The organism is Streptomyces sp. NPDC086519 (assembly GCF_040686075.1).
GTDB classification, from domain to species: domain Bacteria; phylum Actinomycetota; class Actinomycetes; order Streptomycetales; family Streptomycetaceae; genus Streptomyces; species Streptomyces shenzhenensis.
Genome location: NZ_JBFBJL010000066.1, coordinates 34761 through 48555, shown reverse-complemented (window position 1 = coordinate 48555; position 13795 = coordinate 34761). Strand labels below are relative to the sequence as shown.

Here is a 13795-nt window from a genome sequence, read left to right as displayed (position 1 = left end):
CGCGGCGTGCGAGAGGATCAGGTAGCTGCCCGACGGCAGGGTGTCGACGAGGGCGCGGCCGATCCCGGGGGCACGACGGCCACGTAGGCAGCGGGGGCCGGCTGCGCCGCCGGGAGGGACCGCTGCGCCGCCCTGTCCGGTGCGCGGCGCCTACCGGTGCGTGCGCAGTCCGTCGAGGACGAGCGCGAGCATGCGAGGAGCCCGGTCCTCGGGGCCGGACGCGGCGCGCCAGAGCGCGCCGGTGAGTTGGAGAAAGTCGCCGGGATCGGCATCCGCGCGGATGGTGCCGTCGCTCTTGCCGGCGTCGAGGAGTTGCGTGAGGGCGGCGATGACGGGGCCGTAGCTCTGCTCGGTGATCGCCTGGTGCGCGCCGGCGCTGAGGGCGTCGCCGAGACCGTGCTTTCGGCGCATGGCCTCGACGAGGTCGGTCGTCCAGTGACGGAGCGCCTCCAGCGGCGGCATCCGGGCCAGCAGGTCGGACACGGTGCCGGTGATGCGCGCCACCTCTTCCTGGTAGACGGCCAGGACCAGCGCCTCGCGGGTGGGGAAGTTGCGGTACAGGGTGCCCGCGCCGACGCCCGCGCGCTGGGCGACCCGGTTCATCGAGACACCGCCGTCCTCGGCGAACGCCTCGCGGGCGGCCGCGAGGATGCGAGCCCGGTTCTCGCGAGCATCTGAACGAACCACAGGACCTCACTTGATAAGTGGAGAACTCTCCACTACGGTATCTGGAGAGTTCTCCACTTATTTTAGAGGGGCGTCATGCAGTACATCAAGCTCGGCACGACAGGCATGGACGTGTCACCGATCGCGATCGGCGCGATGACCTACGGCGAGCCCGACCGCGGACACCCCGTCTGGTCGAAGGGCGAACAGGACGCACGCCCGCTCATCAGGCACGCGCTGGAAGCGGGGATCAACTTCTTCGACACGGCGAACATGTACTCCAACGGTTCCAGCGAGGAGATCCTCGGCCGCGCGCTCAAGGACTTCGCGGACCGCGATGCCGTGGTGATCGCCACGAAGCTGCGCCATCCGATGCGGCTGGGACCGAACGGCCGCGGCCTGTCGCGCAAGGCGATCATGACCGAGGTCGACCATTCCCTGCGCCGCCTCGGCACGGACTACATCGACCTCTACCAGCTCCACCGCAACGACCACGCCACCCCGTGGGAGGAGACGCTGGAGGCACTCAGCGACCTCGTGAAGGCCGGCAAGGTCCGCTACCTCGGCGCCTCGTCCATGCACGCGTGGGAGTTCGCGAAGGCTCTGCACCTGCAGAAACAGAACGGCTGGGCGCGGTTCGTGTCGATGCAGGACCACTACAACCTGCTCGCCCGTGAGGAGGAGCGGGAGATGATCCCGCTGTGCCTGGACGAGGGTGTCGGCACGATCATCTGGTCACCGTTGGCCCGCGGCCGCCTCGCCCGCGCATGGGACGACGCCCGTTCGACGGCGCGCTCCGAGACGGACGGTGCGTATGCGGACCTGCTGTACGCGCCCCAGCAGGAGGCGTCCAACCGCGCGATCATCGACGCGGTCGGGCGGGTGGCGGAGGCTCACGGCGTCAGCCGTGCCCAGGTCGCGCTCGCCTGGCTGCGACGCCAGCCGGTCGTCACCGCCCCGCTGGTCGGCGCCGGCTCCGTCCGGCAGATCGACGAGGCCGTGGCCTCCCTCGATGTCGAACTCACCGATGACGAGGTGCGCGCCCTGGAGGCCCCGTACACCCCCCGGTACGACTGGCAGGGCATCTCCGACGAGGCCGAGATGGAGGCCATCCGCAAGCGCGTTCCCGGCATGGCGCTCTCGTGAACCCCGTCGTCCGCTCCGGCGCCGCCGCCCGCGCCTGAGCCCTCCTCGTCCTCCTCGGCCCGCTCGTGTCCGATCACCCTTGCTCAGGGGAGGCGCCGTCGGTCACGGCCGGGTCGGACAGCACCGCGCACAGGACGTCCAGCGCCCCCGACCAGGCGTGGTCGGGCGGGGTGCCGTAGCCGAGGACGAGGGCGTCGGGGGGTGCGGTGGCCGCGTCGGGGTGGCGGTGGCGCGGGGTGAGGCCGTCGAGGGCGAGGCCGCGGGCCGCGGCGGCCCGGATCACCCGGCTCTGGGTGCCGGGCGGCAGCCGCAGCACGACGTGCAGGCCCGCCGCGATGCCGGTGACCCGGATCGCCGGGGCGCGCTCGGCGAGGGCCCGGACCAGGGCGTCCCGGCGCCGCCGGTAGCGGGAGCGGGCCGCGCGGACGTGCCGGTCGTAGCCGCCGGAGGCGATGAACTCGGCCAGCGTCAGCTGGTCAAGCGCCCCGCAGGTGTCCACGCCGCCCTTGGCCGCCGTCACCTCCCCGGCCACCGCCGGCGGCAGCACCATCCAGGCCAGTCGCAGCCCCGGGGCCAGGGACTTGCTGGCGGTGCCCAGGTAGACCACCTCGTCGGGGGCGAGGCCCTGGAGGGCGCCGACGGGCCGGCGGTCGTAGCGGAACTCGCCGTCGTAGTCGTCCTCCAGGACCAGGCCGCCGGTGCGGCGCGCCCAGTCCACCACCGCCGCCCGCCGGTCGTGGTGCAGCGGCACGCCCATCGGGAACTGGTGGGACGGGGTCAGCAGCACCGCGGCCGGACGCCGGCCCAGTTCCGTGGTGTCCGTGCCGAGTTCGTCGAAGGGCAGCGGGACCTGGCTCAGACCGGCCGTGGTCAGCGACCGCCAGTGCTCGTCGAGGCCGTACGACTCCACGGCGATCGTGTCCGCCCCGCGGGCCCGCAGCATGCGGCCGAGCAGGCTCAGACCGTGTGCGAACCCGGCGCAGATCACGATCCGTTCGGGGTCGGCGCGCACGCCCCGGGCGCGGGCGAGGTAGGCGGCGAGCGCGCTGCGCAGTTCGGCGCGGCCGCGTGGATCGCCGTAGCCGAAGGCCTCGTTGGGGGCGGCGGTGAGGGCGCGGCGGGCGGCCTTGAGCCACTCGGTGCGCGGGAACGCGGAGAGGTCGGGGGAGCCGGCGCGCAGGTCGTAGGCGGGCCGGTGGGCGGCCCTGCCCGCGGGGGTCTGCGCCTGCCGCACCGGCGGCAGGCCCGTCGCGACCCGGGTGCCGGAGCCCTGCCGGGCGGTGAGCCAGCCCTCGGCGACCAGGTCGGCGTAGGCGTCGGCGACGGTGTTGCGGGCGATGGCCAGGTCGGCGGCGAGGGAGCGGGAGGAGGGCAGCCGGGTGCCGGGGAGCAGCCGGCCGCTGCGCACGGCCTCACGCAGGGCGTCGGTCAGGCCCCGGCGCAGGCCCGGTCCCGCGGCCGGCTCCAGGTGCAGATCGATCCCCAGAGTGGCCTGACCGGCCCGGCTGGCCCGAGGGGGCCGAGTGGGCCGGTCGGGTCGAGTGGCCCATGCATTCTCCATGCAAATGGACCATACCCCTGGGCTGCCCGGCTCCTAGGGTCGAGGCATGACCACTGAAGACACCCCCCAGTACGCGCCCGAGCACTCCCCCCGTCTGCCCTGGTCGGAGCTGGCCCCCGACGTCTACCGGGCGATGGTCCGGCTGGACACCGCCGCCCGCAAGGGCCTCGACCCGAAGCTCCTGGAGCTGGTGAAGATCCGGGCCTCGCAGCTCAACCACTGCGCGTTCTGTCTGGACATGCACAGCAAGGACGCGCTCGCGCAGGGCGAGAGCGTCGAGCGGATCATCCAGCTGGGCGCGTGGGAGGAGTCGGCGCACTTCTACACGGAGAAGGAGCTGGCGGCGCTGGCGCTGACGGACGCGGTGACCGTCCTGACCGACGGTTTCGTGCCGGACGACGTGTACGAGCGGGCCGCCAAGCACTTCGAGGAGGCGGAGCTGGCGCAGCTGATCGCCGCGATCACGGTGATCAACGCGTGGAACCGGTTCGGGGTGACCTGCCGTCTGGTGCCGGGGCACTACCAGCCGGGGCAGCACGCGTGACCAAGGCCGCGCTCTTCCGGGCTCTGCACCACGGGCGCATGCCCGGTGACCCGCTGATCCTGCCCGGCCCGTGGGACGCGGCCAGTGCCCGGGCCCTGGTGGAGGCCGGGTTCCCGGCCCTGGCCACGCCCAGCGCCGGAGTCGCGGCGAGTCTGGGGTACGCGGACGGCGAGACCCCGGCGGCGGAGATGTTCGCGGCCCTCGCGCGGATCACGCGGGCCGTGGACGTGCCGGTGTCGGCGGACGTGGAGGACGGCTACGGGCTGGCGCCGAAGGAGCTGGTCGAGCGCCTGCTGGAGACCGGGGCGGTCGGCTGCAACCTTGAGGACTCCAGCGGGGGTGTCCTCAAGGATCCGCACCAGCACGCCGAGTGGCTCGCCGAGGTCCGCGCGGCCGCCGGTGACCGGCTGTTCCTCAACGCCCGCGTCGACACCTTCGCCCGCGGGGTCACCGACCCCGACCGGGCGATCGAGCGAGCCGCGCTGTACGTCGCGGCCGGCGCCGACTGCGTCTACCCGATCCATGCCCCGGCCGCCGTACTCCCCCTGCTCCGCTCCGGCATCCAGGGCCCGCTGAACATGTACGCCCACCCGGACGGCACGAGCCCCGCGCCCGCCGAGCTCGGCGCGCTCGGCGCCACCCGGATCACCTTCGGCCCGGGCCTGCTGCGGCTGGCGCTGCGGTCGCTGCGGAAGTCCCTGACCTGAGGCCTGACGAGGAGGAACGGACGAGGAGGAGCGGACGGGGAGGAGCGGACGGGGAGCGGACTAGGAGAGCCACTTCTTCCACACCGACGGGTGGCTCTCCACCCACTTCCTCGCGGCCTCCTCGGGGCTCAGCTTCTGGTCGGCGATCATCAGGGAGACCTGGTCCTGGTCCTCGGTCGTCCACGTGAACTTCTTCAGGAAGGCCGCCGCCCTGCCGCCGCTGTGCGCGAAGTCCGTGTTGAGGTACTTCTGCAGCGGGGTGCGCGGATAGGCGCAGGCGACCTCGGCCGGGTCGGCGTCGCAGCCCTCCTTGTACGCCGGCAGCTTCACCTCGGTCATCGGCACCTTCTTGAACAGCCACTGCGGCGCGTACCAGTACGTGAGAAAGGGCTTCTTCTCCTTGGCGAACTGCTTGATCTGGGTGATCTGGGCGGCCTCGGAACCGGCGAAGACGACCTGGTAGTCCAGCTTCAGGTTGCTCACCAGCGCCTTGTCGTTGGTGACGTACGACGGCGAGCCGTCCAGCAGCTGCCCCTTGCCGCCGCTCTCCGCGGTACGGAAGAGGGAGGCGTACCTGTTCAGGTTCTTCCAGTCGGTGATGTCCGGGTGCTGCCTGACCAGATAGGCCGGCACGAACCACCCGATGTGCCCGGTGACCCCGAGGCCCCCGGCCCGGCTGATGGTCTTCTTCTCCTCGACGTACCGCTTCTCCTGGTCCGGGTGCCCCCAGTCCTCCAGGATCGCGTCGACGCGTCCCTGGCTGAGCGCGTCCCAGGCCGGGACCTCGTCGACCTGCACGGTGTCGACCCGGTAGCCCAGCTTGTGCTCCAGCAGGTACTGGGCGACGGCGACGTTGGACTGCGCGCCGACCCAGGACTGCACGGAGAGGGTCACGGTCTTCGCCCCCCGCGCGTCGGCGAACGGCGAGGCCTGCTTCGTCATGTCGGCGGCACCGCAGCCGGTGGTGAGGACGAGCACGGAGGCGGCGGCGACGAGTGCCGTACGGCGCATGGTCACGCTCCCTTCCTCATGCGGCGTTCCGTGGGCTGGGTGACCCGGTCGAGCATCAGCCCCAGGCAGACGATGGCGGCACCGGCGACCAGCCCGGTGGCCAGGTCGCCCTGGGCGAGACCGAAGGCGACGTCGTAGCCGAGGGCGCCACCGCCCACCAGCCCGCCGATGATGACGACGGCGAGGACGAGCACCACGCCCTGGTTGACGGCGAGCAGCAGCGCGGGCCGGGCGAGCGGGAGCTGGACCTGCCACAGCTGCTGGCGCCCGGTCGCGCCGAGCGAGCGCGCCGCCTCCAGGGCGGCCGGGTCCACCTGGCGCAGCCCCTGCGCGGTGATCCGTACGACGGCCGGCAGCGCGTAGACGACGGCGGCGGCGACGGCGGGCGCGCGGCCCACGCCGAACAGGGCGACCACCGGGATCAGGTACACGAACTGCGGCATGGTCTGGAAGACGTCCAGGACCGGCCGCAGGGCGCGCTCCACCCGGTCGCTGCGGGCGGCGGCGACACCGGTCGCGAAGCCCAGCGCAAGGGTCACGGCGACGGCCGCGAGCACCTGGGACAGCGTGTCCAGCGACGGCTCCCACACCCCCAGCACGCCGATCGCGGCCATCGCGAGAACGGCGGTGAGCGCGGTGCGCCAGGTGCCGATCAGCCAGGCCAGGGCGGCGACCACGAGCAGCACCGCCCACCAGGGCAGCCACCGCAGCCCGTCCCGGAGCGGGTCGAGGACCCAGGTGGTGAAGTGCCCCGCCCAGACCGCCGTACCGCCGACCACCGGCACACCCGAGTACAGATGGGCGGTCAGCCAGTCCACGGCGCGGTTGACGGGTTCGGCGAAGTCCAGGGTCCAGGCGGTGGGCCAGTCGAGGCGGCCGAGGAGACGGGCGGCGAGCGCGACGGCGACGGTGGCGCCGAGGCCGTACCGGAGGCCGACGGGGGACTTTCGGACGTCGTCGCGCTCGCCCGCCGCCGCGGTGACGCGGTCCAGGACGACCGCGAGCAGCACGATCGGAACACCGGCCGCGAGGGCCGCGCCCACATCCACCGAGGCGAGCGCCTGGTAGACGCGGTCGCCGAGGCCGCCGGCGCCGATCACGGACGCGATGACCGCCATCGACAGCGCCATCATGATCGTCTGGTTGAGGCCGAGGAGGAGTTCCCGGCGGGCCAGCGGGATCCGCGCGGTCAGCAGCCGCTGCCGGCGGGTGGCCCCGAGCGACTCCACGGCCTCCAGGACCTCGGGGTCGGCGCCGCGCAGGCCGAGGGCGGTGAGCCGGGCCATGGGCGGGGCGGCGTAGACGACGGTGGCGAGGACGGCCGCGGGGACGCCGATGCCGAAGACCAGGACGACGGGGAGGAGGTAGGCGAAGGCGGGCAGCACCTGCATGGTGTCGAGGACCGGGCGCAGGGCGCGGTGCAGCCGGTCGGAGAGACCGGCCCCGAGGCCGAGGACCAGTCCGACGGCGACGGAGGCGAGGACGGCCACGACCATCAGCGCGAGGGTCTGCATCGTCGGCACCCACATCCCGAGGGCGCCGCAGGCGAGGAACGCGACCGTCGTGCCCACGGCGAGCCCGGCCCCCGCGACGCGGTGGGCGACGGCGGCGGCGAGCACGGTGACTCCGGGCCAGCCCGCGGCGAGGAGGGTGAGGTAGACGGCGCGGACGGTGAGGACGACGGCGTTGCTGAGGTAGCCGAAGAAGTAGAGGAAGAGGGGGTGGGTGTCGCGGTTGTCGATGACCCAGTCGCTGGCGGAGGAGAGGGGGGAGGAGAGGTCGACGGTGAGGGAGTGGGGCCAGGCGGCCGACGGCCAGTGGGAGTGGGCGACGGGGACGAGGATCGCGGCGGCCACGGCCAGGGCGAGGAGCTTACGGGCGGCCCGGCCGGCGGGGAGCGCCACTCTGTGACGGGCCGGAACAGTGATCGTCACCATCAGACGCCCTCCGGGTCGGTGCGGGGCGCAAGGGGTGTCACTTGCCCGCGCTCGCGGGGTGCCGCCCCAGCGGTACGACTGCCCGTGGCTGAGGAGGCAGCGCCGCCATCGGCTGCGGCTGGGTCGTCATGGCCGCCTGCGGTTGGGGGGCGTTCCAGCTGGGGCTGCGGATCCCTGCTCAGGGGCGCGGGGAACGGCGCGACCGGCCCACCACCGCCCGCAGCCGAAAAACTGCCCGCGTCGGCCTTCGCCACGACGCCGAGCAACGTGTCGGCGTCGACCACGCCCACGCACCGGCCGTCCTCCACGACCCGTGCCGGGACACCGGTCCCCGCGACCACGTCGATCGCCTCGGCGACCGTCGCCTCCGGGCCGACCGCGGGGCCGTCGGCCTCCCCGGCCTCCCCCGGCGCCCGCATCGCCGTGCGGACGGTCAGCACCTGCTCGCGTGGCACGTCCCGGACGAACTCACGGACGTAGTCGTCGGCCGGAGAGCCGACGATCTCCTCGGGGGTGCCGAGCTGGACCACCCGGCCGTCCCGCATCAGGGCGATGCGGTCGCCGAGTTTGAGCGCCTCGGAGAGGTCATGGGTGATGAAGACCATCGTGCGGCCCTCCTCGCGGTGCAGGCGGATCACCTCCTCCTGCATGTCCCGCCGGATCAGCGGGTCGAGCGCGCTGAACGGCTCGTCGAAGAGGAGGACCTCGGGGTCCACGGCCAACGCCCGTGCGAGGCCGACCCGTTGCCGCTGCCCGCCGGACAGCTGGCCGGGGCGGCGCCGCTCCATGCCGTCGAGGCCGACCTTGGCGACGACCTCGGCCGCCCGCTCGCGCCGCTCGGACCTGCCGACGCCCTGGATCTCCAGGCCGTACGCCACGTTGTCGAGGACGGACCGGTGCGGAAGGAGCCCGAAGTGCTGGAAGACCATCGCGGCGCGGTGCCGGCGCAGTTCCCGCAGCCGGCCCTTGTCCATCGCGCGGACGTCCTCGCCGTCGATGGCGATGGTGCCGGCGGTGGGCTCGATGAGCCGGGTCAGGCAGCGGACCAGGGTCGACTTCCCGGAGCCGGACAGGCCCATCACCACGAAGACCTCGCCCTTGCGCACGTCGAAGGAGACGTCGCGGACGGCGGCCGTGCAGCCGGTGCGGGTACGCAGGTCGCCGGGCGAGAGGCGGGCCAGCTCGGGGTCGGCCGGGACGCGGTCGGCGTGGGGGCCGAAGACCTTCCACAGACCGTCGACGGAGAAGACAGGGGTCGTACCGCTCATCACGCGCCGCCCTTCAGGAGGTCCACGGCTTTCTCGCCGACCATCAGCACCCCGATCATCGGGTTCACGGCCGGCATCGCCGGGAAGACGGAGGCGTCGGCGATCCGGATGCCGTCGAGGCCGCGGATGCGCAACTCCGGGTCGACCACCGCCAGTCGGTCATCGACCGCGCCCATCTTGCAGGTGCCCGCCGGGTGGTAGACCGTGTGGGCGACCCGGCGGGCGTACTCGCTCAGCTCGGCGTCGCCGACGATCTCCGGGCCGGGGCACACCTCGCGCTTCAGCCAGCCCGCCAGCGGCTCGGTCCGCGCGATCTCGCGGGCCAGGCGGATGCCGTCGACGAGCGTGCGGCCGTCGTAGTCGTCCGCGTCGGTGAAGTAGCGGAAGTCCAGGGCGGGCTTCACGGACGGGTCGGCGCTGGTCAGGAAGAGCCGGCCGCGGCTGCGGGGCTTGGGGATGTTCGGGGTCATCGAGACGCCGTGCGCGGGCCGTTCGTAGCCCAGTCGCTCGGGGTTGTCGGTGAACGGGACCTGGTAGAAGTGGAACATCAGGTCCGGGCCCGCGTGTGCGGGGTCGCGGCGGACGAACAGGCCCGCGTCGGAGTCCATCGCGGAGTTCTCCGGGATCGGGCCGTTCGTCTCCCAGACGATCACCGACTCGGGGTGGTCGAGGAGGTTCTCGCCGACACCCGGGAGGTCGTGCACGACCGGGATGCCGAGCGCTTCGAGGTCCTCGGCCGGGCCGATGCCGGAGTGCAGGAGGAGACGCGGGGAGTCGACGGCGCCCGCGCACAGGACGACCTCGGCGCGGGCCCGTATCAGCAGCTCCGCGCCGTCCTTGGTGCGGACGCGCACCCCCTCGGCCCGGCCGCCGTCCAGTTCCAGCCGGTAGGCCCAGGTCTCGAGGAAGACACGCAGGTTGGGTCGCTTGTCCAGCACCGGGTGGAGGTAGGCCACCGACGCGCTGGACCGCTTGTTGGTCTCGGGGTGGTAGGCGAGGTCGAAGAAGCCGACGCCCTCGGTGAACGGACGGCGGTTGAAGCCCTCCACACGCGGGACGCCCAGCGCCCGCCGGGCCGCGTCCACGAAGTCGCGGGCGACGGCGTTCCGGTCCTTCTCGTCGACCGGGACGATGTTGTTGAGGAGGCGGGCGTAGTAGGCCTCCATCCGCACCGCGCCCCAGCCCTTGGCTCCCGCCTCCTCCCACTCGTCCCAGTCGGAGGGCAGCGGCTTGAAGGCGATCAGGGTGTTGTGGCTGGAACAGCCGCCCAGCACCCGGGCGCGGCTGTGCCGGATGTGGGAGTTGCCGCGCGGCTGCTCGGTGGTCGGGTAGTCGTAGTCCAGTTCGCCGCCGAGCAGGCCCGTCCAGCGGCGCAGGGTGAGGACGTCGTCGCGGCCGACGTCGCTGGGGCCGCCCTCGATGACGGCGACCGTGACGTCCGGGTCCTCGGTGAGGCGGGAGGCGATGACGGAACCGGCGGTTCCGCCGCCTATGACGACGTAGTCGAATTCCTGGGGATGCGGGGTGTGATCGGGCATGGGGTGGTTACTCCTGGGGGGTGGGAGAACGGGGCGGAGCCGGTTCGCCGGCCGGGCGTTGTGGGGGCTCAGCCGGCGAACCAGCGCACCGGCTTCGGCGCGAGGTTCTGGTAGACGTGCTTGGTCTCGCGGTACTCGGCGAGCCCGGCGGGCCCCAGTTCGCGGCCGGTCCCGCTCTTTCCGAAGCCGCCCCACTCCGCCTGCGGGAGGTAGGGGTGGTAGTCGTTGATCCAGACGGTGCCGTGCCGCAGCCGCCCCGCGATCCGGCGGGCCTTCCCGGCGTCCGTGCTCCACACGGCGCCCGCGAGGCCGTACTCGGTGTCGTTGGCGAGGGCGACCGCCTCGTCATCGGTGCGGAACGTCTCGACGGTGAGGACCGGGCCGAAGACCTCCTCGCGTACGACCCTCATCCCGCGGTGGCACTGGTCGAGGACGGTGGGCTCGTAGAAGTAGCCGGAGGCGGGGCGGTCGGCGGACGGTTCGGGGCGCTTGCCGCCCGCGCGCAGCACCGCGCCCTCCGCCAGCGCCGAGGCCACGTACGCCTCGACCTTGGCGCGCTGCTGCTCGGAGACGAGGGGGCCGCACTCGACGCCGTCCGCGGTGCCGCGGCCGAGCCGGATCCGGGCGGCGCGGCGGGCGAGTTCGGCGACGAACCGCTCCCGGAGCGGCTCCTCGACGATCAGCCGGGCGCCGGCCGAGCAGACCTGGCCGCTGTGCATGAAGGCCGCGTTGAGGGCCTGGTCGACGGCGGTGTCGAAACCTTCCTGCGTGGCGCAGGCGTCGGCGAAGACGACGTTGGGGTTCTTGCCGCCCAGTTCGAGGGCGACCTTCTTGACGGTGGGCGCGGCGGCCTGGGCGACCTTGATGCCGCTGGCCAGGCCGCCGGTGAAGGAGACCAGGTCGACGTCGGGGTGCTCGGCGAGGCGGGCGCCGACGGTGTGGCCGGGCCCGGTGACGAGGCCCGCGACTCCGGCGGGCAGCCCGGCCTCGGCCAGCAGCCCGATCAGCGCGACCGTCGTCAGCGGGGTGAGTTCGCTCGGTTTCACCACGAACGTGTTGCCGGCCGCGAGCGCCGGGGCGATCTTCCAACTCGCCTGGAGCAGCGGGTAGTTCCAGGGCGTGATCAACGCGCACACGCCCACCGGTTCGGACCCGACGACGCTGTGGACGTCCGCCGAGCCGGCGTCGACCACCCGGCCCGCGCCCTCCGCCGCCACCAGGTCGGCGAAGTAGCGGAAGGCGTCGGCGACGCAGTCGATGTCGACGCGGCCCTCCTCGACGGTCTTGCCCGCGTCCCGGCTCTCCAGCAGCCCGAGCTGTTCGCGGTCGCGTACGAGGAGGTCGGCCACCCGGCGGAGCAGGGCGGCGCGCTCGGCGACGGGAGTCCGGGGCCAGTCGCCGGTGTCGAAGGCGCGCCGGGCGGCCGCCACCGCCGCCTCCGCGTCCTTCTCGTCACCCTCGGCGACCACGGTGAAGGGCAGGCCGTCCGCGGGGTCGATGATCTCGCGCGTCGCGCCGGAGGCGGCTGCCAGCCACTCGCCTCCGACATGGATGGTCGCTCGTGCCGTGCTGTCCGCCATGATCGGTATTGCCTTCCGTTCCTGTTCGGCACCCCGGTGTGGCGTTCGGGTCACACTCGGGGACCGCCAGCACCTGCCCTCGGCCTCGGATTGCATGCGCAATCGTCGGCCGGAAGTGTGCGGCGTCACTGAACAGCCGGACAGAACGGGACAAACAGTCTTCGGTGGGCGAGGGGCCGAGCCGCTTGCGGGTTCAGGACGTGGCGCTCGCCGATGCGGCGGGCATGGCGTGCCGGGGCCGGTTCCGGGTCGAGATCTGGCCCACGAGCTCCCAGAAACAGACCAGGGCGGTGACGGGCGGGATCCCGAAGATCACTAAGGACAGCAGCGCGTGGGAGGAGTGGCTGATGCACAGGCCCACGGCCACGGCGGAGGCGGCCAGCACGACGCACCAGGACCGCCGCGCGCTCCGGCGCTGCGCGGTGGCCCGCAGGACGGACAGCGCCGCCACGAACCACGGGCCGTAGACGGTCAGCGGCCAGTACCGCGCCAGCCCTCCGGGGAGCACCGACGAGGCGATGCCGCGCAGTTGCGCGTAGGAGTAGCAGACGGACCAGGCCAGCATGAACACCGCGCACAGCGAGACCGCCACGATCAGGAGCGTGATGTGCGTGAAGCTCCGGCCGCCGTCGAGCAGGTGGGAGTCGCGGCGGACCCGGCGGCGGCCGCCCCGGCGCTGGGCCGGCACGTCCAGCAGGGTGGGGGCCGCGTTCACACCGGTCGGTGCGGACAGTATCTGCGCCAGTTCCTCGACCGGGTCCCAGTCGTTGTGCGCACCGTCCGGCTCCGGGACGCCCCAGGCGTGGTCGTAGAGACCGGGGTGATCATAGAAGCCGGTGTGGTCGTAGAGCCCCGGACCTGAGTCGTGCTGAATCCCGTCCATCGAATTAACCTCCGCACCCTGTCTCAGGACGCCCCGTACAGATCCGCCAGAGTCCGCCGATATTCGCTTTCCATCGTATTGATTCTCTTCAGGAAATCATCGAGCAGGTCCGAGCATGAGGTGATATCCATACCACCGGGCCAGCGCAGCACGGTAGTCGGATGATCTTCTGCTGTGCACCAGTCCAATCGCGTCACGGTCACCTAACGACCGCCACCCGGGGCAGGATTTGGAGCGTTCGGGGGAATTCAGTCACCCGGAAGAGGCGACGGGGAAGAAATTATGAATATGCGGCTGATTGCACTCCGCGAATACTGAAATTAAATGAACGAAGATCTGACCGGTCCGGGAGCGGCACCTCGGCACGCCGGCCGGCCGGTCAGAAGCCGGCCGGCGGGTCCTCCCCCACGCGTCCGTCGATCGACTCACGGATCAGGTCGGCCTGTCCGACGTGCCGGGCGTACTCCTCGATCATGTCCGTCAGCAGCCGGCGCAGGCTGGGCCGCGCGCCGCTGCGGGAGGTGTACGCGATCAGTGCACCGGCGTCCCCGCCGGCCGCCGCCCGGCGCAGGGCGGTCCGGGACCGGGCCACCGCCGCCTCCCACAGCCCGTAGAGCTCCTCGGGGCTGTCGGCGGCGGCCGACCGCCACTCCCAGTCGGGCTCGGCGTCCCAGTCCACCGCGTCCCACGGGGCGGGCAGCTTCTCCCCCAGCAGCCGCACGGTGAAGTACTGGTCCTCCACGAGGGCGAGGTGCTTCAGCAGGCCGCCGAGGGTGAGAGCGGAGGGCGCGAGGCGACTGCCGAGCGCCGCTGCGCCGAGCCCCTCGCTCTTCCAGGCGAAGGTGCGCCGCTGCCGCTCCAGAGCCCCGATGAGGGTGTCGAGTTCGCTGCCGGCGACGGGCGGCTCCCACCACACGGCCGACCGGGTGTCATCAGTCATGCCCCGAAGACTAC

12 protein-coding genes are annotated in these 13795 nt (G+C 72.7%); 3 read left to right on the top strand and 9 right to left on the bottom strand.

The window, feature by feature from the left end; translation table 11 throughout:
* Window positions 1-150 precede the first annotated feature (150 nt).
* Window positions 151-687: a TetR family transcriptional regulator gene (locus tag AB0P24_RS39320; protein WP_365802703.1), complete on the bottom strand. Its 537-nt coding sequence runs from the start codon at window positions 685-687 to the stop codon at window positions 151-153.
* Window positions 688-762: 75 nt separating this feature from the next.
* Between AB0P24_RS39320 and AB0P24_RS39315 the strand changes: the two genes are divergently transcribed.
* Window positions 763-1812, top strand: a complete 1050-nt coding sequence (locus tag AB0P24_RS39315; RefSeq protein ID WP_365802701.1) for an aldo/keto reductase — start codon at window positions 763-765, stop codon at window positions 1810-1812.
* A 73-nt stretch (window positions 1813-1885) separates the two neighbouring features.
* Here the strand turns inward: AB0P24_RS39315 and AB0P24_RS39310 are convergent, their stop codons facing one another.
* Entirely contained in the window at window positions 1886-3373 is a 1488-nt protein-coding gene (locus tag AB0P24_RS39310) for a PLP-dependent aminotransferase family protein (RefSeq protein WP_365802699.1), read from the bottom strand.
* Window positions 3374-3419: 46 nt separating this feature from the next.
* Between AB0P24_RS39310 and AB0P24_RS39305 the strand changes: the two genes are divergently transcribed.
* Both AB0P24_RS39305 and AB0P24_RS39300 read left to right on the top strand, forming a co-directional pair.
* Window positions 3420-3917 (top strand): carboxymuconolactone decarboxylase family protein, encoded by a 498-nt coding sequence (locus tag AB0P24_RS39305; RefSeq protein ID WP_365802697.1) that lies wholly within the window; start codon window positions 3420-3422, stop codon window positions 3915-3917.
* The gene (locus AB0P24_RS39300) at window positions 3914-4624 is read left to right on the top strand and encodes an isocitrate lyase/phosphoenolpyruvate mutase family protein (protein WP_365802695.1); all 711 of its coding nucleotides are present in this window, start codon (window positions 3914-3916) and stop codon (window positions 4622-4624) included. Before AB0P24_RS39305 ends, AB0P24_RS39300 begins: the two co-directional genes overlap by 4 nt.
* 60 nt (window positions 4625-4684) lie before the next feature.
* Here AB0P24_RS39300 and AB0P24_RS39295 read toward each other — a convergent pair whose 3' ends face one another.
* The 7 genes from AB0P24_RS39295 to AB0P24_RS39265 all read right to left on the bottom strand — a co-directional run bounded on the left by AB0P24_RS39295 (window position 4685) and on the right by AB0P24_RS39265 (window position 13781).
* Window positions 4685-5635, bottom strand: coding sequence for an ABC transporter substrate-binding protein (locus tag AB0P24_RS39295; protein WP_365802693.1), 951 nt, complete (start codon window positions 5633-5635; stop codon window positions 4685-4687).
* 2 nt (window positions 5636-5637) lie between these two features.
* The gene (locus AB0P24_RS39290) at window positions 5638-7572 is read right to left on the bottom strand and encodes an ABC transporter permease subunit (RefSeq protein WP_365802691.1); all 1935 of its coding nucleotides are present in this window, start codon (window positions 7570-7572) and stop codon (window positions 5638-5640) included.
* Window positions 7572-8840, bottom strand: coding sequence for a glycine betaine/L-proline ABC transporter ATP-binding protein (locus AB0P24_RS39285; RefSeq protein WP_365802689.1), 1269 nt, complete (start codon window positions 8838-8840; stop codon window positions 7572-7574). Before AB0P24_RS39285 ends, AB0P24_RS39290 begins: the two co-directional genes overlap by 1 nt.
* Window positions 8840-10378, bottom strand: coding sequence for a GMC oxidoreductase (locus AB0P24_RS39280; protein WP_365802687.1), 1539 nt, complete (start codon window positions 10376-10378; stop codon window positions 8840-8842). Before AB0P24_RS39280 ends, AB0P24_RS39285 begins: the two co-directional genes overlap by 1 nt.
* A 68-nt stretch (window positions 10379-10446) precedes the next feature.
* Window positions 10447-11958 carry an aldehyde dehydrogenase family protein gene (locus AB0P24_RS39275; protein WP_365802685.1) on the bottom strand — a complete coding sequence of 504 codons (1512 nt, stop codon included), beginning with the start codon at window positions 11956-11958 and terminating at the stop codon, window positions 10447-10449.
* 193 nt (window positions 11959-12151) lie between these two features.
* Window positions 12152-12841, bottom strand: a complete 690-nt coding sequence (locus AB0P24_RS39270) for a DUF2637 domain-containing protein (RefSeq protein WP_365802683.1) — start codon at window positions 12839-12841, stop codon at window positions 12152-12154.
* A 379-nt stretch (window positions 12842-13220) separates the two neighbouring features.
* Window positions 13221-13781, bottom strand: a complete 561-nt coding sequence (locus AB0P24_RS39265; RefSeq protein WP_365802681.1) for a DUF664 domain-containing protein — start codon at window positions 13779-13781, stop codon at window positions 13221-13223.
* Between the last annotated feature and the right edge of the window lie 14 nt (window positions 13782-13795).

Coding starts and splice junctions, on each gene's coding strand:
- AB0P24_RS39310 (WP_365802699.1), bottom strand. CDS start 3,373: ATGGAGAATGCATGGGCCACTCGACCCGACCGGCCCACTCGGCCCCCT.
- AB0P24_RS39305 (WP_365802697.1), top strand. CDS start 3,420: ATGACCACTGAAGACACCCCCCAGTACGCGCCCGAGCACTCCCCCCGT.
- AB0P24_RS39265 (WP_365802681.1), bottom strand. CDS start 13,781: ATGACTGATGACACCCGGTCGGCCGTGTGGTGGGAGCCGCCCGTCGCC.
- AB0P24_RS39285 (WP_365802689.1), bottom strand. CDS start 8,840: ATGAGCGGTACGACCCCTGTCTTCTCCGTCGACGGTCTGTGGAAGGTC.
- AB0P24_RS39290 (WP_365802691.1), bottom strand. CDS start 7,572: ATGGTGACGATCACTGTTCCGGCCCGTCACAGAGTGGCGCTCCCCGCC.
- AB0P24_RS39315 (WP_365802701.1), top strand. CDS start 763: ATGCAGTACATCAAGCTCGGCACGACAGGCATGGACGTGTCACCGATC.
- AB0P24_RS39280 (WP_365802687.1), bottom strand. CDS start 10,378: ATGCCCGATCACACCCCGCATCCCCAGGAATTCGACTACGTCGTCATA.
- AB0P24_RS39275 (WP_365802685.1), bottom strand. CDS start 11,958: ATGGCGGACAGCACGGCACGAGCGACCATCCATGTCGGAGGCGAGTGG.
- AB0P24_RS39295 (WP_365802693.1), bottom strand. CDS start 5,635: ATGCGCCGTACGGCACTCGTCGCCGCCGCCTCCGTGCTCGTCCTCACC.
- AB0P24_RS39270 (WP_365802683.1), bottom strand. CDS start 12,841: ATGGACGGGATTCAGCACGACTCAGGTCCGGGGCTCTACGACCACACC.